The sequence below is a fragment of the Intrasporangium mesophilum genome (assembly GCF_054783095.1).
The window spans coordinates 511,784-533,489 of sequence record NZ_BAAGRF010000029.1 but is presented as its reverse complement, the minus strand read 5'-3'; the positions used below and the strand labels follow the sequence as shown (position 1 = coordinate 533,489).

22 protein-coding genes are annotated in these 21,706 nt (G+C 67.5%); 12 read left to right on the top strand and 10 right to left on the bottom strand.

Going from position 1 to position 21,706, the window contains the following annotated elements; genetic code table 11:
- Positions 1 to 51: 51 nt before the first annotated feature.
- Positions 52 to 1,002 carry an acyl-CoA thioesterase gene (locus ACYVLP_RS22295; protein WP_460629492.1) on the bottom strand — a complete coding sequence of 317 codons (951 nt, stop codon included), beginning with the start codon at positions 1,000 to 1,002 and terminating at the stop codon, positions 52 to 54.
- Between the two features lie 165 nt (positions 1,003 to 1,167).
- On the bottom strand, positions 1,168 to 3,954 hold the full coding sequence (locus tag ACYVLP_RS22290; RefSeq protein WP_460629491.1) for an FtsK/SpoIIIE domain-containing protein: 2,787 nt from the start codon (positions 3,952 to 3,954) through the stop codon (positions 1,168 to 1,170).
- A 232-nt stretch (positions 3,955 to 4,186) separates the two neighbouring features.
- On the opposite strand from ACYVLP_RS22290, the gene ACYVLP_RS22285 reads away from it, so the two are divergent.
- Complete coding sequence (locus ACYVLP_RS22285) at positions 4,187 to 4,381, top strand: hypothetical protein (protein WP_460629490.1); 195 nt, start codon at positions 4,187 to 4,189, stop codon at positions 4,379 to 4,381.
- An 80-nt stretch (positions 4,382 to 4,461) separates the two neighbouring features.
- Here the strand turns inward: ACYVLP_RS22285 and ACYVLP_RS22280 are convergent, their stop codons facing one another.
- The 4 genes from ACYVLP_RS22280 to ACYVLP_RS22265 all read right to left on the bottom strand — a co-directional run bounded on the left by ACYVLP_RS22280 (position 4,462) and on the right by ACYVLP_RS22265 (position 10,292).
- Positions 4,462 to 6,180: an AAA family ATPase gene (locus tag ACYVLP_RS22280; RefSeq protein WP_460629489.1), complete on the bottom strand. Its 1,719-nt coding sequence runs from the start codon at positions 6,178 to 6,180 to the stop codon at positions 4,462 to 4,464.
- A 489-nt stretch (positions 6,181 to 6,669) separates the two neighbouring features.
- Positions 6,670 to 6,897, bottom strand: a complete 228-nt coding sequence (locus tag ACYVLP_RS22275) for a hypothetical protein (RefSeq protein ID WP_460629488.1) — start codon at positions 6,895 to 6,897, stop codon at positions 6,670 to 6,672.
- A 10-nt stretch (positions 6,898 to 6,907) separates the two neighbouring features.
- Positions 6,908 to 7,501 (bottom strand): hypothetical protein, encoded by a 594-nt coding sequence (locus tag ACYVLP_RS22270; protein ID WP_460629487.1) that lies wholly within the window; start codon positions 7,499 to 7,501, stop codon positions 6,908 to 6,910.
- A 1,180-nt stretch (positions 7,502 to 8,681) separates the two neighbouring features.
- Positions 8,682 to 10,292: an SIR2 family protein gene (locus ACYVLP_RS22265; protein WP_460629486.1), complete on the bottom strand. Its 1,611-nt coding sequence runs from the start codon at positions 10,290 to 10,292 to the stop codon at positions 8,682 to 8,684.
- Between the two features lie 131 nt (positions 10,293 to 10,423).
- Here ACYVLP_RS22265 and ACYVLP_RS22260 point away from each other — a divergent pair, with 131 nt between their 5' ends.
- The 9 genes from ACYVLP_RS22260 to ACYVLP_RS22220 all read left to right on the top strand — a co-directional run bounded on the left by ACYVLP_RS22260 (position 10,424) and on the right by ACYVLP_RS22220 (position 18,447).
- Positions 10,424 to 10,552, top strand: coding sequence for a hypothetical protein (locus tag ACYVLP_RS22260; RefSeq protein WP_460629485.1), 129 nt, complete (start codon positions 10,424 to 10,426; stop codon positions 10,550 to 10,552).
- A gap of 68 nt (positions 10,553 to 10,620) precedes the next feature.
- On the top strand, positions 10,621 to 10,833 hold the full coding sequence (locus ACYVLP_RS22255; RefSeq protein WP_460629484.1) for a hypothetical protein: 213 nt from the start codon (positions 10,621 to 10,623) through the stop codon (positions 10,831 to 10,833).
- Positions 10,834 to 10,889: 56 nt separating this feature from the next.
- Positions 10,890 to 11,342 carry a TadE family protein gene (locus ACYVLP_RS22250; RefSeq protein ID WP_460629586.1) on the top strand — a complete coding sequence of 151 codons (453 nt, stop codon included), beginning with the start codon at positions 10,890 to 10,892 and terminating at the stop codon, positions 11,340 to 11,342.
- A gap of 118 nt (positions 11,343 to 11,460) precedes the next feature.
- On the top strand, positions 11,461 to 11,817 hold the full coding sequence (locus ACYVLP_RS22245) for a pilus assembly protein (protein WP_460629483.1): 357 nt from the start codon (positions 11,461 to 11,463) through the stop codon (positions 11,815 to 11,817).
- Complete coding sequence (locus ACYVLP_RS22240) at positions 11,814 to 12,341, top strand: pilus assembly protein TadG-related protein (RefSeq protein WP_460629482.1); 528 nt, start codon at positions 11,814 to 11,816, stop codon at positions 12,339 to 12,341. Before ACYVLP_RS22245 ends, ACYVLP_RS22240 begins: the two co-directional genes overlap by 4 nt.
- A gap of 193 nt (positions 12,342 to 12,534) precedes the next feature.
- Positions 12,535 to 15,216, top strand: coding sequence for a response regulator (locus ACYVLP_RS22235; protein ID WP_460629481.1), 2,682 nt, complete (start codon positions 12,535 to 12,537; stop codon positions 15,214 to 15,216).
- Positions 15,213 to 15,602 carry a response regulator gene (locus tag ACYVLP_RS22230; RefSeq protein WP_460629480.1) on the top strand — a complete coding sequence of 130 codons (390 nt, stop codon included), beginning with the start codon at positions 15,213 to 15,215 and terminating at the stop codon, positions 15,600 to 15,602. Before ACYVLP_RS22235 ends, ACYVLP_RS22230 begins: the two co-directional genes overlap by 4 nt.
- Positions 15,599 to 16,810, top strand: a complete 1,212-nt coding sequence (locus ACYVLP_RS22225; protein WP_460629479.1) for a response regulator — start codon at positions 15,599 to 15,601, stop codon at positions 16,808 to 16,810. Before ACYVLP_RS22230 ends, ACYVLP_RS22225 begins: the two co-directional genes overlap by 4 nt.
- A 14-nt stretch (positions 16,811 to 16,824) precedes the next feature.
- The gene (locus ACYVLP_RS22220; protein ID WP_460629478.1) at positions 16,825 to 18,447 is read left to right on the top strand and encodes a peptide ligase PGM1-related protein; all 1,623 of its coding nucleotides are present in this window, start codon (positions 16,825 to 16,827) and stop codon (positions 18,445 to 18,447) included.
- Between the two features lie 32 nt (positions 18,448 to 18,479).
- Here ACYVLP_RS22220 and ACYVLP_RS22215 read toward each other — a convergent pair whose 3' ends face one another.
- Positions 18,480 to 18,683, bottom strand: coding sequence for a hypothetical protein (locus ACYVLP_RS22215; protein WP_460629477.1), 204 nt, complete (start codon positions 18,681 to 18,683; stop codon positions 18,480 to 18,482).
- Positions 18,684 to 18,818: 135 nt separating this feature from the next.
- On the opposite strand from ACYVLP_RS22215, the gene ACYVLP_RS22210 reads away from it, so the two are divergent.
- Complete coding sequence (locus ACYVLP_RS22210; RefSeq protein WP_460629476.1) at positions 18,819 to 19,502, top strand: Crp/Fnr family transcriptional regulator; 684 nt, start codon at positions 18,819 to 18,821, stop codon at positions 19,500 to 19,502.
- Between the two features lie 67 nt (positions 19,503 to 19,569).
- Here the strand turns inward: ACYVLP_RS22210 and ACYVLP_RS22205 are convergent, their stop codons facing one another.
- Both ACYVLP_RS22205 and ACYVLP_RS22200 read right to left on the bottom strand, forming a co-directional pair.
- Positions 19,570 to 19,788 carry a hypothetical protein gene (locus tag ACYVLP_RS22205; protein WP_460629475.1) on the bottom strand — a complete coding sequence of 73 codons (219 nt, stop codon included), beginning with the start codon at positions 19,786 to 19,788 and terminating at the stop codon, positions 19,570 to 19,572.
- A 209-nt stretch (positions 19,789 to 19,997) separates the two neighbouring features.
- The gene (locus ACYVLP_RS22200; RefSeq protein WP_460629474.1) at positions 19,998 to 20,651 is read right to left on the bottom strand and encodes an O-methyltransferase; all 654 of its coding nucleotides are present in this window, start codon (positions 20,649 to 20,651) and stop codon (positions 19,998 to 20,000) included.
- A 169-nt stretch (positions 20,652 to 20,820) separates the two neighbouring features.
- On the opposite strand from ACYVLP_RS22200, the gene ACYVLP_RS22195 reads away from it, so the two are divergent.
- On the top strand, positions 20,821 to 21,285 hold the full coding sequence (locus ACYVLP_RS22195; RefSeq protein ID WP_460629473.1) for a lamin tail domain-containing protein: 465 nt from the start codon (positions 20,821 to 20,823) through the stop codon (positions 21,283 to 21,285).
- A gap of 77 nt (positions 21,286 to 21,362) precedes the next feature.
- Here the strand turns inward: ACYVLP_RS22195 and ACYVLP_RS22190 are convergent, their stop codons facing one another.
- A complete protein-coding gene (locus tag ACYVLP_RS22190) occupies positions 21,363 to 21,584 on the bottom strand; it encodes a hypothetical protein (protein WP_460629472.1) in 222 nt (73 codons plus the stop codon).
- Positions 21,585 to 21,706 lie beyond the last annotated feature (122 nt).

Sequence of the window (21,706 nt, the reverse complement as noted above, 5' to 3'; positions counted from 1 at the left end):
CTTCGGCGGGCACCGTGGCCTGACGGCGTTGGGACTGAGTTGGCCTGTCGCTCAGGGGATGTGGCGCTCGACGTCGACGCGGTGACGCAGGTCGATGAGCTCGAGTGCGTGGTCCCTCAGCGCGAGGTCCTCGTCGTTGACGGGCTCCCAGGTGCGGGCCGGGACGGCGTGTCCCTCGTCGTCGAGGGGGACGAACACGATGAGGCAGTGCGTCGTCAGGTCCATGGAGCGGGCGGCCGGGTCGCCAGATCGGACATGGACGCTGATGTGCATGCTCGAGGTGCCGGTGAACAGCAGGCGCGCGTCGACCTCTACGAGATCGCCGATACGCAGCGGGCGGTAGAAGCGCACGCCTCCGGCGTATACGGCGACGTTGGCGGCGCTGCCTGTCCAGCGCGTGGCGAGAACGTGGGCGGCCTCGTCGATCCAGCGCATGACGATGCCGCCGTGGACCTTGCCTCCCCAGTTGACGTCCGTCGGAGCGGCGAGGAACCGCAGAACGATCCGCGGAGCCGTGCCGCCGTCGGTGTAGGTCTGGGCCGCCATCGCCTTGGCGATGTCGTTGCGCAGGGTGATCCGTGTGACGGCGGACTCCTGCCACGCGCGGTCGGCGTCGGTCTGCGGGGCGTAGGGCGGGACGGGGGTGGGGCGCCCCTGCTCGTCGACGGCCACGAAGACCATGAGGCACTCGGTGGTCGGAGTGAGCTGTCGCTCCTTGGGGTTGCCCGCGCTGACGGTGACGAGGATGTGCATGCTCGACGTGCCGGTGTGGATGATTCGTGCCGTCGCCTCGACGAGGTCGCCGACCTCTACGGGTCGGTTGAACCGCACGTTGCCCACGTAGGCCGTGACGCAGTAGGTGCCGCTCCATCCGGCGGCTGCGGCGTACCCGGCCTTGTCGATCCACTCGAGGACCCGACCCCCGCCGACGGTCCCTGAGTAGCCCGCGTCGGTCGGCGCGGCGAGGAACCGCAGGGTGACCTCTCGCGCATCGGCCCGCATGGCCCTCAGCGTGACAGATGGGCACGGCGTGCCGCCGGATGGTCCGTCAGGCGGCCCCGGCCGACCGGCCGACGACCGGCCGGCCGACGACCGGCTGGCCGATCAGTCCAGGCTTCCGCTGGCATGGTCACTCCAGCGTCCCTTGGTGCGGACAGGCCTTGGTGCTCACGGCGGCCGCCTCGTGAGCGCGACCTGGACCGGCACAGCCTCACCGTCGGTCACGAGGAAGCCACGACCACGACGGCGGTGCCCCGACGCGTCGAGGCGGATCCCGAAGAGGTCCCCGTCGGTGGGGGCGACCGCTCCGAGGATGAGTCCGTTCGCGTCGCGTGCCACCTCGGGCACGAGCCCGCGAAAGGCGGCCAAGGCTCGTGACAGGTCGGCACCGGCAACGAGAATCCCGGCGGTCCCGGCGAGATTGTGCGCGCAGTCGAGGAGCACCGGTTCGATGGGTGACCCGTCGAGCCGGTCGGCCTCGTCGACGACGAGGCACAGGTCCGGGATCGTGCTCCACAGCTCGACCAACGTCACGGCGTCCTCCGGCAGCACGGCGTGACACCCGTTCTCCGACGCCCAAGTCCGGATCGGGGAGTGGTGACGTGCGACCACGGCGACAGCCCGGCCGGCGGCGACGAGCTCTGCACCGATGACGGCCAGCGCGTTGCTGGTCCCCATCCTCGGGGCTCCTGCGACCAGGATCCGACGCTGGCCCGCGTCCGGCCTGAACCCGACGGCGCGGGCGTCGTCGCCCCCGAGCCCGACCGTCACCAGGCCGGTGGAGACGCTCAGGTCGGTGTGGGCAACGGAGTCCGGCAGGGGCTCGACCTTCCACGGCCGGGCGCCGGTCGTGCAGGACGACAGGCGGACGACCTCGTCGATCGCCATGGTCGTCGAGTCGGCCGATGGCAAGGACCCGGGCAGCGCGAGCTGCACCTCCAGGCCGGTGCGAAGGTCTATCGCTCGTCCTGGGGGTCGTGTCGCCCTCCCGACCGAGACGTCGAGCCCAGCCAGCGTGAGGTCGACCGGATCGGGCAGGTGAAGCAGAAGTCTGTCGTTCAGCAGACCTGGGAGCCGACCCGAGAGCACGGAGCGTCCGCCGCTGATCGCGAATCGGAGGCCGCAGCGGCCACCCTCGCGGACGAGGTGGTACAGCTCCTCGAGCGCGACCCCGTGGTCGAGGGTGCTGACGAAGTGCTCGAGTGCGTCCCAGCCGTCGACGAGGACCAGAGTCCGCCTCGGGGCGTTCGTGTCGCCCTGGCCCGATGCCAGCCGCTGGACGACTCGCCGCACGAGGGCGGGGTCGGACCCGTCGACCACGGCTCCCGTGTGCGGCAGGCGTGCCAGCGCGGCGCATGGCCCGGGCGACCCCTGGAGGACGTGGATGTGCAGGTCGTCGACGGCATACCGTCCGGCGAGCCTCAGGGCTATGGCGACCAAGGCTGTGGATCGGCCCGTTCGCGGGCCCCCAGCCAGACCCAGGCTGCCGTGGTCCAGGTCCCAGGCGTGCACGACCTGCCGCTGCTGGGCGGGGTCGTCGGCCAGGCCGAGCGGAACGGCCCAGCCGCCGGCTGATGGGAGACGATCAGCACCCATGAGGTCGGGAAGGGCTGGGAGCCAAGGTGACTCAGGGATCGTGACGCCAATCTTGTCTGCGGCTTCTCGCGCCGCTCGCACGACGGCGCTCAGCTCGGTCCCGGCCGGCTCGGGGTGGCTTCGACGTTCGCCGTCACGCGCGGGGCGACGCTCGCCGTCACGCGCGGGGCGACGCTCGCCGTCAAGCCCGGCGCGACGCTCGCTGGCAAGCCCCGCGCGACGCTCGCCGACGACGCGCACGCGGACCGGCGCGTCACCTTCGGTGGCGCCCGCTTCGAAACGACCACTGACATACGCGGTCTGCAGGGCGACGAGCCGGCCGTCGCCACCGCGGACCAGCGCCCGCCCGGGAGCGCGGTCGCTGATCGATGCGGCGTCTGGTGCCTCGATCACATCACTGCTGTCCGCACCGTCACGCATCCGCAGAGCGATGCGCAGCGCGACGTTCGCCCTCATGTCAGCGCTCACGGCACCGGCGGGCCGTTGCGTCGCCAGAACGAGATGAACGCCGAGCGACCGACCCACCGTCGCGATCCGGACCAGCCCCGAGACGAAGTCCGGTAGCTCGTCGGCCAGCATCTTGAACTCGTCGACGACAATGACGAGGCGGGCGAGCCGCGGGCGCGAAGGGCATACGTCTGCCGTGTCGGCGTACTCGGCGTAGTCACTGGCGCCGGCGAGGGCGAGGAGTCGTTCGCGGCGACGGAGCTCCGCGTCGAGGGATGTGAGGGCTCGTCGCGTGAGCGCCTCATCGAGGTCGGTCACGACACCGAGGACATGCGGAAGCGCGGCGCACTCACCGAAGGCTGACCCACCCTTGTAGTCGACGAGCACGAATGTGAGGTCGTCGGGACGGGAGCGAACGGCCAGACCGGCGACGAGGGCCCGGAGCAGCTCCGACTTGCCCGCTCCCGTGGTGCCGCCCACCAGGGTGTGCGGGCCGTCGCGCATGAGGTCGATCTCGTGGGGGCCGTCGCTCGTTCGGCCGACCAACGCGCTGGGCCGACCCTGGCACGAGGCCCACGAGGCGATGATCCCGTCGCACGTCGTGACATCCGGGCCGGACTCTGCGTGGAGCTCGCGGAACGAGACGACGTCGGGCAGGGCCACGGTGCCGACTCGCGGTGTGGAGTCGACGAGGGGCGCTGCAAGGCGGGCGAACCCGTGGAGCCAGCTGGTCGTTGGCAGGTCCGGGATGATGCCCTCGACGGCGTGCTCCTGGGTGCGCAACCGGGCCGTGGTGCCCGAGCCGGCGAGCTCGACGACCGCTGTAACCTGGGTCGGCAGGGCGTCGCGTTGCCGGTCGATGCACAGGACGATGATCTCGGCCGCCGGGCCGCCGACCAGCAGCTCGGCCACGCCGGGGGTTTGCGGACAGTTCGCCGGCACCGTCGAGGACCAGCACCGTCCGGTCGGGGATGTGCGTCATCGGCGCCGACTCCTCCTGCCGAACCGCGACATGGGCAGCCAGGTGGGCGATCGCCTCCGCGAACGTTCGCTCGCCGGGCGCCGGCACCTCCGCTGTCCCGCCGTCGCTTGAAGCCGCGTGCGGCAGGTAGGCCGCCCAAGTCCAGTCTTGAGCCTTGCGCCCGTGGGCAGCGAGGACACGCAGGTGAACGTCCCGTGGACTGTGCCATGCCGCGAGCTGAGCGATCATGGCGCCGACCATCGACAGCACGGCGTCGCGCTGTTCGGCCAGGCCGAGGACTCCCGCTCGCAGGAGATCGACGGCGACCGGAAGGTCATCGACGTCCGGAACCGACTTCCGGCGCGATGTCGATCGTGATCCGGGCCCTTTGTCGTGACGAGCGCCGCGCGGACAAGACGAGGAGCCCCTAACGTCTCGCACACGCGTCGGGGGCCTCGTCAGACCCCGGCCTCTTCGGCCGGCGTTCCTACGAAGAAGGCAGCGACCTGCGCAACGAAACTCTCCAGTTCCGACAGTGACTCCGGGTCTGCAATGCGTTCGATCACTTGGGCGATCCAGTCCGCCTTGCTGGATGCTGGGCCCTCGGGCCACCAGCTCTCCAATTCACCTACTGGAAGCACAAACAGGCCGACGGCGGCCCATTCCGCAAGCAGTTCCTGCGCGAACTGAAGGGGCTGACCCCGCAGTTTTCCTATCCCGTACCTCTTGGCTTCACTGAATTTTGAGGACTCTTGGAGCGCGCGCGCGATCCGCTCCTTATGCTTTCTCGTCACCTCTCCAGCGCTCAGAAATTCGTCGATAGTCGTTCTGATCTCGGCGGCCGCCGACTCTGGATTCTGGATAGGTGGCGCGTCGGCCAGGACATCCATGACAGTCTTATACCTGGGATCGCTGGTGTTCAATTCGCTGCCGAGTGCGGCTAGGACCTTCTGATGCTCCGCTGGATTGCGTAATAGATCTATGTCCGCGATCACGGCGGTCCGGGTCTTCAGAGACCCGTACGCTCGCGCCAATGTTGGAAGCTCGCCCTTACCGCCACCGTGGGTGAAGTACAGATCACCGGTGGCCGTTAGACCCTTCTCCTCCGCTCTCCGTAGCACGGCGGAGTAGAGCCTCACATCCGCGTCGGCCTCGCACACAACGGCGCCGGTGTGGAACAGTCCATCTATCGCGGCGGTCGACCGGAGCAACGGCTTTGACCAGAGAGCCGTGAGCTGGGCGGCGTCGAGCATGGCCGCGTAATTGGCGTCTTCTTGGCGGGTGAGGCGGCACACCGCTACTCGGCCATTAGCATTCAGCGCGCCCTGCACGATGTCGGCCGAGTGCGTGGCGATGATCACTTGCCTGGCCCTGTCGGATGCCGCCTTCGCTAAGGCGGCCCCCAACCGTCGCGCCTGAGGTGGATGTAGGAATGCTTCGGGTTCATCGATGAGAAGCAATGGTTGACTCCCGCAATACGCCGCAAGCACGCATCCCGCGAAGCTCTTGATCCCGTCGCCATCATCGTCCAGCCGTGGCATTGCCGACATGGCTTTGTAGTATTCCTCCGACACACGATCATTCTCGGCACTGGTTGGGGGCTCCTGCCCAACGCGGAAGCCGACTTGGGGAAGAGCGGTCCAATCGATCACCAGCTCGCGACCAAAGGCCGCCAGCATCTCCTCGTTGACCCGCTTGTGCAGAACGGGATCTGTCTGCAACACGTGCACGTACTGCTGTGGTGACGATTCCCAGATGTTGATGGCCGTCGTGTAGTTGGCCAATGTTGTCCGACTTGCTGTGTCGAGGGCATTCGATATGAGAGGCCATATCCCAGTCATGTAATCGCTCTGGGTCCACATAGCGTTGGCGTCCTGCGTAGGTATCGAGAAGTTTCGAGTGACGTAGTGGGGCACGCCACCGCCTAGGTTCCGAACGGGGAAGTTCGACTCCAACCAGGAGCGCAAATCCTCTGGCGATCCGTGGCGGTTGACTGAGGTGGTCTTTACGACCTTCATATTGGAGGGGTCGTTACCTTGCAGCATGGCTTGGATGTTGCGCAATGCCTCGCTCTTGCCGCTGCTATTGGGGCCAATTAGCAGAAGCACAGACCCGGCTTCGATCGTCACTACATCGCCGCCGCTGAAGGCAAGCCCGTTCAGACTCCACTCGAACAACTGTCCCCCTTGTGAGCGCACTCTCGGATCATCGTGAGGGACAGCATGCCATCATGGCACCGCTCCTGATGGCCGTAGGCCCGCCATTCCAATGTCAGGGACGACCCGTGGACCGGTGCTCGATGCCATCGACGCACACCGGCCCACGGTGGTCGGTTCGTGCTCGGGGAGGGTCTTCGGTGGTCCGGCGTGACCCCAGCCCCCACCCATCGGTATCGGCGGTCCTCGTGGCTACGTGTCAGGGCGTCCTGGATCGTCTTGACCAGGTAACCGCCGAAAGCTGAGAAGACCGGGATGAGCGCATCCCAAGGCCAGTGATCCGCCGCCATGGTTGCGAACATATCGGCGATCAAGGCACGCGCAACCGCAACACACCACCAAGGGCGCCGTGGCGACATTTGAATGAGTACAACATTTGCGCCGAAGATCGCCCAGCGTGACGTCGCGTCGATGCAGTTTGGTCGACGGCAAGCTCTGTGCCAATGGCTTCTAGACCCCTTGAGGATCAGCAGGCGGCGGATGCGCTTCGTCGTCGGTGTGGGCGAGTTCCGCGGCGATGAGGCGGACCATCTCGCGAACCTCGTAGCCGAGCGCGGTGATCTTGAATCGTCGATCCGAACCGGATCCTGGTGAGTCCCTCATGATCTCGCGCTGGACTTGCTGCATGTCTAGACCCTGCTCGGTCACCAGCCATAGCCGGATCAGGGAGGCAATCAACGAGTGCAGGCTAGCGCCATACCTCGCAAAATCCCCTCTCGAGCTCGCGCCACGAATGTTCGCTCATGTACAGACGAACCCGTTCCCAGGGGCCTTCGGCAACGAACCAATTGTGCTCTGTGAGCGCATCCAACAACTTGATGTGCGGGGCCTCAATCTCCGCCAAGATGCCGATCAACACCGCGTTCTGATCTAGCAGCGCGTCATCGTCGGCAAGCAGCGCCCGACCCAGCACCCTGCCCAGCGCCTCGATCTTCGCGTCGTATTCGGTGTTGGCCCCAGCAGCGAGCGCTTGGCCTATGGCCAAGTCTGCCTGCGGGCTCGCCTCCGCTGCCCTGAGCACCTCATCCGGGCTCGATCCCATTTCGTCGGCCGCGGCGAGCAACACCCGCCCCATGTTCTCTCGCCGGCGGGCGCGCCAGCGATCGCCGAACCCGTCCATCATCGCCAGGACATAGGGAGGGACAATCGCGCCCACGATCCCGCCGGAGGGACCTCCAGCGATTTGACCTACAGCTGACCCGACTGCGGCGCTCGCTGCTTCGTGGTGTGCCACGAACCAGTTATCAGACTCGCGGGGGACCTCGTCATCCTCACTCGCCATGGACGAGATCGTGCCACCTCCTCCACGTTCGACGCGCCGACGCGCCTGACCCCGTGCCACGGGCCCGATGGAGGAACAACGGAGCGTCGGCGGGCAGGCGTAGGTTCCTGCCCAGAGGCGCTGGCGAGCGGCGCGCTCAACAGGGAGGAATCGGACACATGTCCGAGGATAGCTGTTACGCAGTGCGTGGCCGATATAAGAGGGACCAGGACCGCCTCGAGGGGGGCGCACCAGTCGAGGCGGAGATTCCTACGAGGCTCGGCATCGCCTTCGGGCTCCGCTGACTATGGGGTTCAGTGGGGCACCGTCGGCGAGTGGGTCGGGGGGCTCGGCACGGTCGCCGTGCTCATCGCGACGATCAAGCTCGCCTCGCAAGCACGCAAGGAGGCAGACGAGCTCCGCCGCGAGGTGCAGCGCGACGCTCGCCGGGCGCAAGCGAGCCGTGTGTATTCGCAACTCTGAAGCCGCCGGTCGGGGCGATGATCATCGGTGCTGATAGCAAGGTCGTCCCGATCGCACGAATGTCACGCATTCGGCTCGGCTGCTCAACCAGAGTGAGTTCCCGATCACGGACGCGGTGATCCGCATCGAGGTGGACCCGCCCTCGGTCGTACCGCGAGGCCAGCGAGACGGCGTCTCCACCAGCCCTGCGCGGGCGGTCATGCCCGACGACGAGGCTGTGCACAGCCTGTCGATTGACGTCGTGGCCGGGCCCACCGGCGCAGCACCGCACTCGGCGGAGTGTCGGTGACCTTCACCGACGCGGCCGTCGTGCGTTGGCACCGAGCCCGCGACAGCGATTGACCGAGGTCCCGCCTGACGCAGGACTCCCAGGAGACATTTGCCGGCCGGTGTGAGGAGCTCGGCGGAGAGCCACTGCTGCACGAGCGCGCCGTCGGTCTCGACGAGATAGACCACCTGGGCGAACCACCCGGTCTGGCGCCGCTCCCAGGCGATGACAAGCCCGGGATGGGCTGCCCGTCGACGCCCGTGACCCAGCAGTGCGCCCGGCCGGCGGAGGCAGCGGGACGGGGTGGTGCTCTAGTCCGCTGCCGCCTGCCATACCACCAGCATCGAACACCTGTGCGATCCAGCCGGGGGCAGCCGCAACAATTGGGCAGGACGCCCACGACCCGCAGCGGACCCGTCGTAGCCCGACGAGTTGTGTTGCTATTTCAAGTCAAGAGTCATCGTCCACCCAGGTGAAGTCAGGAGCCGCGATCGCCGCCTCAGGCGGCTCCTCAGCCTGAGGCAAGGCCTCCATGCGGGCATGGACCTCATCGAGGAGTTCCCGCACGGGCGGCGCAGACTCGGCATCAGGCATCAAGTTCGCTATCTCGGAATAGATATTCGCCGCATCAGAAAGTAGTTTCTCCCCCCGCCTCTGATCCTCGTCGCTCACCGTTTCGAAGAGCTGGCCCTTGACCAGCCGCTGCGCCAGATCGGCCACAAACACAATGTCCTCGTCGGCCTCTGACTTCGAGAATCGAGTCTCATCGCGCAAGCGCGTCAGAATTGTCGACGCCTTCTCCGGGCTCGGCCCATGAGCCCAAACGCCCGGCCAAAAAACTTCCCGCTCAAGTAACTCTACTCGCCATTTTCGCAGATCGGTATCGCCGGGCTGCAACAGCAGGTCAATTACGTAGTCCGTGGTTTCTGTCGAGGGCTGCATCAGCGAAAGAACAGCGAGGAGGTCGTCGAAACTTGCCAGTTCGATAAGGGGTGCAATCTCATGCAATTGTGCGTGCCATGCCTCTTTAAGCGGCCCAGGCACCTCTCCCGAAAGCAGTCTGCGCAAAGGCCCCCCGGACAAGCTGATGAGCCCCCGGTGACGAACAGATAGCCCCTTCAGAATGTCTGGAGAACCCCATCGGCCCTGCATGCGCTTCGCGCGATCTATCAACGCTGATGACACAAAAGTCTTCCGCGTCGTGCCTGGGATCAAACCGTCAGGCGAGGCCGCTTCTGCAAGGTTGAGCAGGAATTCACCCATCAGCCCGGTCCTGTCAGCGTCGGACAAGCTCCGTCCGTCTGGATTTAGGACGATTGTCCGCAGGCCAACCGCGGCGTTCAATTCATCGAGTGCTGGATTTGGATCTATTCGGAGAATGTATGATGGCCTGCGATCGCTTTCCGGAATGTCGCGCATCATCTGCATCAACTTGAACCAAATGATGCGGATGTTGACGTCACGGAAGCTGTACCCCATGAACAGCACAGATTTGCCGAGAATGTCCGACCGGAACTTCAGGTCCATAGGCGATTCGAAATCGAGCCGTTTGTAGTAAGCCGACTCCGTGAGTACCAGCGTGTGCTCGTGAGCCAAGTCACCGTGGTACTTCACGACCTGCGTCTTATCAGTCGCCGCAAGTGCCACGTCTTTTGGCAGCACTACAGGCGTGACCGGCACACCTAGTTGACGGTAGGTGGACTCGATCAGATCGTCATAGTTCGTCGTGTAAATCTGAGAGGAGCCCAAGTTGACCAACTCGATGTGGGGCCCCGATAACAGCGGGTTGCGGTGGACCCCCAGGCTCCGCTCCAATTGGTGCCTTATGGGCCCGATACGACGGTCGCACTTCAGATAGAGATACTCGGCGATTTGGAGAAAGTCGCCACCCGTCGCCTTCGCCAGAGCGTCATACGACAAAGACCCCTCGGTCTTGTCGCAGAGGTCGCGCAGCATCGACTCCCACGACGGGAGATCTAGCGCCGCAGAGAAGCCCGCACCAACGAACGGTATAAGGCGTCGCTGGCGCGCTAGGGCCACAAGGTCATCTGGAATGTCCACGGTTCCCCCTCGCCGAAAGAGCCATTGTGGCACACCGCGCCACCGAGCAGGTGTTTTGAGAAGTAGCGGGATTGCCCGCCTGAGTGCCGCCCGCGACCGTGACGTTGAATCCGCTGGGAGACGGCGGAGTCATGCGCTTCTTGGTTGCAGGGGATGGGGACACCCCGTCGCTTGTGGTCCCGATCGTCTTCCTGACCCTGCCGGTCACCGTCATGTTCGCGATCTATCCGGGAGTTCGGTTCATCCGCTTCACGATGTGAGGCTCCGCCAGCGCGCCCCAACACCATCATCCAGTCGATCCAGAGTCACACCAAGTCAGGGGTAGTCAATGAATCGAATCATCAGCTCACACCTACGTGCCCGTCGTTCGCTGGCCTGGGCGGTCGCTCGGCTCGGGGGGCGGGACGATCGTGGAGACGTGCCGGGATGGGTCCTCATCACGATCATGACCGCTGGCCTCGTCCCTGCGCTGTGGGCGATCGCCGGCCCGCAGCTGGGTCAGCTGTTCACCGACGCGATCTCCAGCGTCAAGGGGCCGTGACCCGACAAGCAGGGCGAGGAAGGACGACCTCTTCGCGGTCGTCGCCCCGGCTTGCCATCGGGCAAGGAGTCGCCCGATGGGCCCGACCAGGCTTCCCGAGCAGGCTCGCCGCGAACCATCGCGAAAGCGGCTCTGCCGTTGCCGAGTTCGTCATGGTTGTTGGTCTTCTGTTGTTCGTGGCACTTGCCATCTTCCAGCTCGGGCTCGCCCTCTACGTCCGGAACACCCTGGTCTCGGCCGCGTCAGAAGGTGCCCGGCTGGCCGCGCGCGCGGATGCATCTCCCGCCGACGGCGTCAGCCGGACGAAGGCACTCATCACGTCGTCGCTCGGCGAGGCGTACGCCCGACAGGTCACTGCAGGCCGTGCGCTCGAGCAGTCCGGCGTGCGCGTGGTCGAGGTCACCGTGCGAGCTCCGCTCCCCGTCGTCGGACCGCTTGGACCGTCGGGTGCGCTCGCCGTGACCGGCCGGGCGTTCGCCGAGGATCAGATCGCAGGTGCGGCGCCGTGACCAGGGTCATGGCGCACCGCCGGCGGCCCATCCGCTGTCGGTCTGGCACGCTCGGCCGAGCTGACGATGGGAGGGCGATCCTGGAGTTCATCTTTCTCGGGGTGCTGCTGCGCTCCCGATGACGTACCTCGTCCTGACGGCGGCACGGGTCCAGGCCGCGTCGTTTGCGGCCTCACTGGCCGGACGTGAAGCGGGCCGCGCCTTCGTGACCGCGGCCTCCGATGATGACGGGCAGGCCCGGGCACAGGCAGCAGCCGCGCTGGCGTTCGCGGACTTCGACTTCGGGTCTGTGGGCCGCATTCGTGTGTCGTGCGACAGCACTCCATGCCTGCGGCCCGAGGGCGTCGTGACCACCACGGCCACCATCACGGTGCGGCTCCCGCCGGTGCCAGACGTCGTGGCCGAGCATGTCCCGAGCTCGGTGACGGTCTCGTCGACGAGCGTGTCCACCGTCGACAGGTTCGTGGCGCGATGAGCTGCTCTCACCGTCGGTACATCCACAGGTATGCCGCTGCGCTTGAGCACGTGCGCCGGCGCGCTGGGACGTGGCGACGCACATGGCCCGCCGACACTGGCCAGATCAGCATCCTCATCCTGGGGCTGTTCGCGCTGGCGGCCGTGCTCGTCCTCGGGACGGTCGACGTCACCGCGGCGCAGCTGGCCCGAATGCACCTGCTGGACGCGGCCGACTCGATGGCGCTGGATGCTGCTGATGCGCTGGACGAGCCCGATGCCTACGCTCACGGGCTGCCCCAGAAGCTGACCCTCACCGACACCTCGGTGCGCGCCGCCGCAGCGGCGCACCTGTCCCAGACGCCACTGCCGCCCGGCATCACGGGCTGGTCGCTCGTCCCGCCGACGGGAGCAGCAGACCCCGCCACGGCCGTGGTCACCGTTGAGGGCACGGCGACCCTGCCGATGACCGGTTGGATCCTGGAGTCCCTCGGCGGCAGCGTCACGATCACGGTCACCTCCCGGGCCAAGGCGCCGCTGCTCTGACGATTGCGCACAGCGCGCTGCTGCGCTGACGATCGCGCACGAGGCGCGGCTCCGGCCAAGGCGCTTTCGAGCACAGGCTCATGCGGCTGGGGACCCTCCTGTGGGGATTCGGTGTTTCGGGACCACCGTCCATACGACCGGAGCAGACTTCGAGGGACGCATCCATCGTTCACACAGGTGATGGGGGACTCGCATGGTCGGGTTCGAGGAGGTCCGTGACGACAGCGTCGCCGTGATGAGCAGGGCGGCGCTCGCAACCCGCCTTGCACAGGTCAAGGAGCAGTTCCGGGCCACGAGCGACATCCTCAAGGTGTTGACGAGCTCCTCCTCCGAGCCCAGTCGCGTCTTCGACGCGGTCGTGGACAACGCCCGCCGTCTGCTCGACGCCGCAGTCGCGCAGATCTACCTCGTCAAGGGTGAGACGTACGTCCTCGCCCGGCAGAGCGGGATGTCCGAGGAGCTGCTGCAGTTCGTCCAGGCACATCCCCTCAGGCGCGACCGTGGGACCCTCGTTGGACGGGTCTCCATCGACCGCACCATCCAACACATCCCCGACGTGCTCACCGACCCTGAGTACGGCCGGTCCGACTTCCAGCGGGTGGGCGGGTACCGATCGATGATGGGCGCCCCGATGATCGTGGGCGACGAGGTCGTCGGGACCATCTCGGTCTGGCGCAACCAGGTCGCTCCCTTCGACGATGTGGACGAGCGGCTCCTCGCCACCTTCGCCGAGCAGGCCGCCCTGGCCCTCCGTCACGTCGACCTCTTCGCGGCGCTCGAGAACCGGTCCGCCGAGCTCGCCCGCAAGGTCGACCAGCTCGAGGCACTCGCCGAGGTCGGCGCCGCGATCACCTCGACCCTCGTTCCTGACGAGGTGCTGACCACGATCGTGACGCACGCCGTCGAGCTGTCCGGCACGGACGGCGGGTCCCTCATGGAGTACGACGAGGCGAGCGGACTCTTCCGGGTGCGGACGGTCTACGGCACCAGCCAGGACGTAGTCACGGCGCTGCATGCCGCGGAGATCCACATCGACCGCACGTGGGTCGGCAGGGCGGCGCGAACCCGGCAGGTCCTCCAGATCCCGGACCTGGACCAGTTCGAGCTCGACGCACACCTGCAGGTCCTGCACGGGTCGGGCTGGAAGTCGCTGGTCGCCATCCCGCTCACCCGGCCCGACCGCGTAGTTGGCGCGCTGGTCGTCCGCCGCAAGCGCACCGGCTCGTTCAGCGGCGAGACCTGCGACCTGCTCGCCGCCTTCGGCAGCCAGTCCGCGGTCGCGCTGACGAACGCGCGCCTCTACCAGCAGCTGGAGCAGCAGAGCGTCGAGCTGGCCGAGGCAAGCAAGCACAAGTCCGAGTTCCTCGCGAGCATGTCGCACGAGCTGCGCACCCCGCTCAATGCGGTCATCGGCTTCTCCGAGGTGCTCCTCGAGCGGATGTTCGGCGACCTCAACGAGCGCCAGGAGGACTACCTCAAGGACATCCACGCCGCGGGCCATCACCTGCTCGCACTCCTCGGCGACATCCTCGACCTGTCCAAGATCGAGGCCGGCCGCATGGAGCTGGACGTCACGACGTTCCCGATCCTGGACATCCTCGGCCAGGCACTGTCGCTCGTGCGCGAGCGGGCGACGGTCCATGGGATCCAGCTCACGCTCGACACCGCCGACGGACTCGGCTCGGTCAGGGCTGACGAGCTCCGGCTCAAGCAGGTGATCGTCAACCTGCTCAGCAACGCGGTGAAGTTCACGCCAGACGGCGGCTCGGTCACTGTTCGCGCGGTGCGAAACGCGGGCGACATCACCGTCACGGTCACCGACACGGGCATCGGCATCGAGCGCGAGGACCAGAGCCGGATCTTCGACTCGTTCCAGCAGGGCGGCCGTTCTGCGTCGACGGCGGAGGGCACGGGCCTCGGTCTGACGCTGAGCAAGCGCATCGTCGAGCTGCACGGGGGGACGCTCTGGGTCCGCAGCATCCCAGGCGAGGGGAGCACCTTCGGCCTCACGATCCCGCAGGCCATTCACGAGCCCTCGTCGCAGGACGCGTCGTGGATGGCCGACGACCCGTCGCACACGGGCCCCACCGTCGTCGTCATCGAGGACGACCCGCGATCGGCCGAGCTCGTCGAGCTGCACCTGCGCGCAGCGGGACTCCACGCCGTCAGCGTCGGCACCGGCGAGGCCGGCCTCGAAGCCGTGAGGCGGCTGGGACCAGCCGCAGTCGTGCTGGACATTCACCTGCCCGGCATGACGGGGTGGGAAGTGCTCGACGTGCTCAAGGCCGACGCGACCACCGCGGCGGTGCCCGTGGTCGTCGTCAGCGTCGAACCGGAGCGAGGTCGCGGATTCGCCTTGGGCGCATCGGAATACCTCGTCAAGCCCGTTCGCGGCGAGCACCTGCTCGCAGCCGTGAGCCGGGCGCTGACACAGTCCAGGGCGCCGGCACTCAGCGCCAGCGTGCCGGAGGGCAGAAGTGTCGTCGTGGTCGACGACGATCCTCTGGCGCTCAAGCTCGTGCGGAGCACGCTCGAACCCCTCGGGTGGACGGTTCACACGTGCTCAGGCGGGCTCGACGCAGCCGACCTCGTTCGCGCGATCGCCCCCTCCGTCGTGATCATGGACCTGCTCATGCCCGACGTCGACGGCTTCGCCGTCATCGACGAGCTCCGGTCTGACGCGACGACGACCGGCCCGCCCATCGTCGTGCTCACCGCGAAGTCGCTCACGCCCGACGACCGATCTCGCCTGGAAGGACGGATCTCGTTCGTCGTCGAGAAGGCCGGGATCGACCTCGCGAGCCTCGCCCGCCGGCTCGCCGAGGTGTCCGCCGCGGTTGAGTCGGACAGGCCCGCCGAGGGCGGTGACCCATGACCGACCGGCCCCTCGTCCTGGTCGTCGAGGACAACCCGCGCAACCTCAAGCTCGCCCGCGACGTCCTGGAGTACGCAGGCTTCACCGTCGCGGTCGCCAGCTCAGGGGAGGACGGCGTGGCTCTTGCCTCATCCGTCATGCCCGACCTGATCCTGATGGACATCCAGCTGCCCGGTATCGACGGGTATGCCGCTCTGGCTCAGATCCGCGGCAACCGCGCCACCGCGGCCATCCCCGTCGTGGCGCTCACGGCCTTCGCGATGGCTCGCGACCGCGAGCGAGTCATCTCGTCGGGCTTCGACGGATACCTCGAGAAGCCGATCAGCGTGCGTGACTTCCCGGACCAGGTGCGCCGGCACCTGCCTGACGACGGCGCGGGACCGTGAGCACCTCGATGGCCGAAGGGGTCCGGGTGCTCGTCGTCGACGACGTGCCGCAGAACGTCAAGCTCATGCACGCGGTCCTGGAGCCACGCGGGTTCACCGTGCTGTCGGCGTCATCCGGAGAGCAGGCCCTGGAGGTGCTCCAGGGCAGCACGGTCGATGTCGTCCTGCTCGACGTGCTCATGCCCGGCATCGACGGCTACGAGACGTGCGCCCGCATCAAGGCCGACCCTCGCACCGCGATGCTGCCGGTCGTCATGGTGACTGCCAGCGGGGAGCAGCAGAGACTCCGGGCTCTCGAAGTCGGCGCCGACGACTTCATCACCAAGCCGTTCGACCAGGCTGAGCTCCTGGCCCGAGTCCGCTCCCTCGCGCGAATGAAGCGGCTGCACGACACCGTCGTCGAACAGGCGAGCGCGCTGGAGGCGTGGAACGCGCAGCTGGAGTCGCGAGTCACCGAGCAGGTCGCAGACCTCGAGCGGCTTGGTCGGCTCCGCCGCTTCCTGTCGCCCCAGATCGCGGGCCTCATCGTCGAGTCGGGCGACGACTCCTTCCTCGACAGCCACCGTCGTGAGATCACCACGGTCTTCACGGACCTCCGCGGCTTCACCGCCTTTGCCGAGACGTCGGAGCCCGAAGAGATCATGACGGTGCTCCGGGAGTACCACGCAACGCTCGGCGAGCTGGTCTTCAAGTACGAAGGCACGCTGGAACACTTCGCCGGTGACGGGCTGATGGTCTTCTTCAACGACCCGGCGCCGTGTCCGGACGCCCCGCAGCAAGCCGTCAGCATGGCCCTCGAGATGCGCAGGCGCGTCGCAGCGCTGGGTCAGACCTGGAAGGGTCGCGGGCACGAGCTGGGCTTCGGCGTCGGCATCGCCCAGGGCTACGCGACGCTGGGACGCGTTGGGTTTGAAGGGCGCTGGGACTACGCGGCCATCGGCACGGTGACGAACGTGGCGGCGCGTCTGTGCTCCACCGCAAAGGCGGGTCAGATCCTTGTCTCTCCACGCGTGCGCAGTGCACTGGGCGACCGCTTCACCACGCAGTCGCTCGGCGCTGTCGAGCTCCGAGGCCTCGCGCGCCGCATCGAGGTCCACGCCGTGATCGGGGAGTCACCGATCGGAGAGCTCGCGACTCTCCACTCGGAAGTCGACCAGCCGCTCGCCGATGAGCCGGTGGCCGAGGAGTCAGGGGTCATGGGGGAGTGACCAAAGGAGCACACATGAGCACGCCTGTCCAGCAATCAGATTCAACCCTCACCCTCGCCGACCTCGACGAGGCGAGCAGGTACGACGCCTTCGATCGGCTACAGGCCCGTCTTCCGGACGTGTGGAGCCTGCAAGGCAGGGCCGTGCCCGGAGAGTCCGTGGTCGTCGTCCCGTCGATGACCGTCGACCGGCTAGGCCCCCGGGCCGCCGCAATGAACCAGGCACTCGAGGAACGGTTCCTGTTCCTGCTGCTGCTCCTTCGCCAACCACGGCTGCGCATGGTGTACGTGACCTCGATGCCGATCGACCCCCAGATCATCGAGTACTACCTGTCGCTCCTGTCGGGAGTGATCCCGAGCCACGCCCGGGCCCGCCTGTCCCTCATCGCGGTGGGGGACTCGTCACCGATCCCGTTGACCGACAAGCTGCTCGCGCGTCCGCGGGTGCTCGCCGAGATCTCGGCGCGGGTGCCGGACAGGAGCCGTTCACACCTCATCCCGTACACCAGCACGACGCGTGAACGTGACCTGGCGCTCTTGCTCGGCATCCCCATGTATGCCGCCGACCCTCGCCACTTCCACCTCGGCACGAAGTCCGGCTGCCGCCAGCTGTTCGCCGAGGCAGGCGTCCAGTTCCCAGCCGGCGCCGAGGACATCCACCGTGTCGGCGAGCTCGTCGAAGCCCTCGTCGACCTGCACGCGCAGCGGCCGCTTGCCGAATGGGCCATGGTGAAGCTCAACGAGGGCGCCTCCGGATCCGGAAATGCCGTGGTCGACCTGCGTGGCCTCGACGGACCTGACGACGCGGGGACGCCTGGCAGCCAAGGAAGCTCGCCGGCATACGGCAACGATCTCCGCGCACGCGTCGAGGACCGCGTCGGCGCGATGGCGTTCGAGGACAGCACGGCAACGCTCGGGGCGTACCTCGACAAGCTGGCTGAGCGCGGCGGGATCGTCGAAGAGCGGATCGTCGGCGACGAGGTGCGTAGTCCCAGCGTGCAGATGCGTCTTCTGCCGAGCGGCGAGCTGGAGATCCTCTCGACGCACGACCAGATCCTCGGTGGCCCCACCGGTCAGCTGTACCTCGGTGCGCGCTTCCCGGCCGATCCGGCATACGCGGTGACCATCACGCGCGCGGCGGAGGCCGTGGGGATGGCGCTGGCGCGAAAGGGAGTCATCGGACGGTTCGCCCTGGACTTCGTCGTCGTGCGGCATGGCCAGGAGTGGGAGGCCCATGCCATCGAGGTGAACTTGCGCAGGGGCGGGACGACGCACCCGTTCCTCACCCTTCAGTTCCTGACCGACGGCCGCTACGAGCCGGACGAGGGACGTTTCGTCACGCCGTCAGGGGCGGTGCGGTATCTCGTCGCGACCGACCACCTCGAGGCCGAGTCGCTTCATGGCCTGCGGGTCGCTGACCTTTTCGATGTGGTTGCCCGGGCCGGCCTGCACTACGACCATGCGCGCCAGGAGGGCGTCGTGTTCCACATGATCAGCTCCATCACCGAGTGCGGCCAGGTCGGCATGACCGCGATCGCGGACATGCCTGACTCCGCCCAGGATTTGTTCGACCGGGCGGAGTCGGCGCTTCTCGCCGAGGCACGAGACTCCCTGTCTCCCCTTCCCGTGCCTCGGTGATGCTCTATGTCTCGCGGGTTGGACGTCGTGGCTCACGGGGCGATCGACGCCGAGTGGATGAGGGCCCCGACGAAGGCCTGGTGCCAGGTGAGGGGTGTGACGGACGCGCGTCCTGAGGTCCCTCCGCAGCTGCACTCCCACGTCCAACCGGTGCGTCGGCCGGACGCCACGCGGCTCACGCGCGGGTGGTGGTGTGCGAGATCGGTGCGATGCCGAGGCTTCTCCGTGGTGCTCATCGTGGGCTCCTTCCCTTGTGCCGCAAGGACTTTCACTGACCACTTCGACGATCTCCCATCACGAGCTCCGCGTCTGTGCGCTGGGCGACACACCGTCCGTGCTCCTGGGCACGTGATCCGCGGAGGTGCCGGCACGTGACGATCGCCGTCGGCCTCTTGTCGGACCTCGAGCCGGAGGAGCGTCGGCGCGTCCTGGCCCGGATGCGCCGGCGGACGTATGCCGCCGGCGAGGTCGTGTTTCACGAGGGTGACCCGGCGGACGCCCTGCACTTCCTCGTCGAGGGCCGGGTGGTCGCTAAGCGTTTCTCTGCCGAGGGTGACCGGGTGGCGTACTCCGTCATCGGGCCCGGGCAGGCGTTCGGCGAGCTCGCCATGCTCGCGCGCGACGGGCGGCGCACAGCGACGATCCAGGCGATCGAGCCGACGACGACTCTCGTCCTGACGTTCAGCGACTTCGAGAGGCTGTGCGCCGAGCAGCCATCCGTGGCACGCCTGCTGACCCGGCTGCTGGCGGCACGGGTCGGACGCCTTACCGAGGCGCTCATGGAGGCTCTGCACACACCCGCCGACCTGCGCGTCGTGCGCCGGCTCGTCGACCTGTTCGGCCTCTACGCCCGGGATGGCGGCCGACCCAGCGCGCTCCCGCTACCGATCACGCAGACCGAGCTGTCCGAGCTGGCGGGCGTCACGCGCCCCACGGCCAATCGCGTGCTGCGTCGCCTGGAGTCTGCCGGGATCGTCAAGCTGGGACGCGGCACCATCACCGTGGTCGACGCAGCGGCGCTACGCGCCGCTGCGGATGGCTCGGCCCGGGCCTGAGCGGAGTGACCGGCATGCAGCCGTTGACGACCTGTCGGGGCGACGGCTGCGCTGCCCCAGGGCTCGGCTAGGCCATACGCTGCGAAGTCTTCTCGCTTCGCGAGGCATGCTGTGACCGGCGCGTCCAGGAGCGGATGGCCCCGACCCAGCGTCCGTGCCCCTGCTTCTTGGCCCGCTGGGTCCGGGCAAAGCTCGCGCGCTGCGCCCGTGCGATGTCCTCGGCGTTCTGCATCGCGAGCACCTGCAGCAGCAGTTCAGGGCTGTTTCCAAAAGTCGTGGGGATCATGGGGATCGACCTCCTGGAGGAGTTGGACTTCTTGATCACCACGACGATGGCGCCATCGAGAACGCCAGTCTGTGCCCGCGGCTACACAGTGGGCATGTTCCCCAAGGGCCAGGCGACACGTCGGCGTCGCCGCCCGGCCGGATCGCGTCGCGACGCCGAGCGACGCTGCGGCATGTCGCCGTCGGGTGCTCGCGTGTTCCGAGTGTGGGTCAGCGGCGGCGAGCGATGGTGAGGCCGTCGTATGCCGTCAGCACGACAGCCTCGACGCGGCCGTCGGTGGCGACGACGTCGTTGAACGCGCGGAGCGCGTCGGTGTTGCGGTCCGTGTCGGCCGGGTCGGCGATGCGCCCGCTCCACAGCACGTTGTCCGCGAGCAGCAGGCCGCCCGGGCGAACCCGGGGCACCAGCTCGTTCCAGTACGCGACGTAGCCCGGCTTGTCCGCGTCGATGAATGCGAGGTCGAACAGATCGTCCTCGGGCAGCGACCGCAACGTGTCCAGGGCCGGCCCGATGCGCAGCACGATCCGGTCGGCCAGCCCGGCGGCGGACCAGGCCTGTTCCCCGATCGCGGTCCACTCCTTGCTGATGTCACAGCACAGCAGCGACCCGCCGTCGGCGAGACCGCGGGCGATGCACAGGCTGGAGTAGCCGGTGAACGTGCCGACCTCGACGGCCCGACGGGCGCCGACCAGCATCGTCAGCATCGTCAGCAGCTGGCCCTGGTCCTCGCCGATCTGCATGGTCGCCGGGTCGCCGAGCGCGGCGGTCTCGGCTCGCAGCCCACGCATCACCTCGTCCGGTCTCCAGCTGCTGTGGTCCACGGCATACGAGCGGACCTGGTCTGTCACCAGAAAGCTACGCACCCCTCGACGCTACGACACCTGGCGCGGTCGGCGCAGGTGACAGGGCGGCCACTCTGTCCGTCCACTCGACAGCGGACAGAATTTCCCAAAACGCCACGAAACTCTGCAAAGGCTGCATACCGTCGCCGGGGGCTCACGCAGGGGGGCCCGCGACCACACGGGAGAGCAGATGCAGAAGAAGTTCACGACCGCCGTCGCCGCGGCGGTCGCCACTGGAGTCATGTCCGCGTTCGCCGTCGCGAGCGCGCCGAGCGCGAGTGCGGTGCTGCCGGCGATCATGATCTACAAGGTCCAGTACGACTCGCCGGGCAGCGACACGGGCAGCAACGCGAGCCTCAATGCCGAGTACGTCGTCCTGAAGAACACGACCCGCACCAACCGGGTCATCACCGGCTGGACGCTGAAGGACAAGACGGGCTACACGTACAAGTTCCCGACGTTCACGCTCAAGGCCGGGGCGGTCGTCACGATCCACACGGGCAAGGGCACCGCCACGACGGCCCACCGGTACTACAACAAGACCTGGTACGTCTGGAACAACACGGGTGACACGGCATACCTGCGCAACGCGTCGGGACGCCTCATGGACACCTGCGCCTGGACGACCAAGGGCGCCGGATACCGCTACTGCTGAAGGCCTGCGGCCGGCATGACGTAGACACGACCGAGGGCCCGTCCGATTCGGACGGGCCCTCGGTCGCGTCAGCCGGATCAGCCGGATGGCTGCGGGGTCGTGCAACCGATCTTCGGGTTGAGGCCGACATAGTTGAGCGGACCGGCGATGATCGTGACGGCGGTCGTGCCGACGCGGCTGCAGCTCGGTGAGGCCGAGCCGAAGTAGCCGCGCTGGAATGCCGCGATGACGCCGATGAGGAGCCAGACAAGGACGACGACAGTGCCGACGCTGACTCGGGAACTCGTGCGGACGCTCATGGTCACCTTTCGTGGAGGCTCGGCGCCGCCCGGATGACGGCGCCCCCGGGTCGCGCGATCGCCCGACTGTTTCTGCGACTCCGGTGCATCAGTCGACATACCCAGCAGAGCGGGCGCACGCT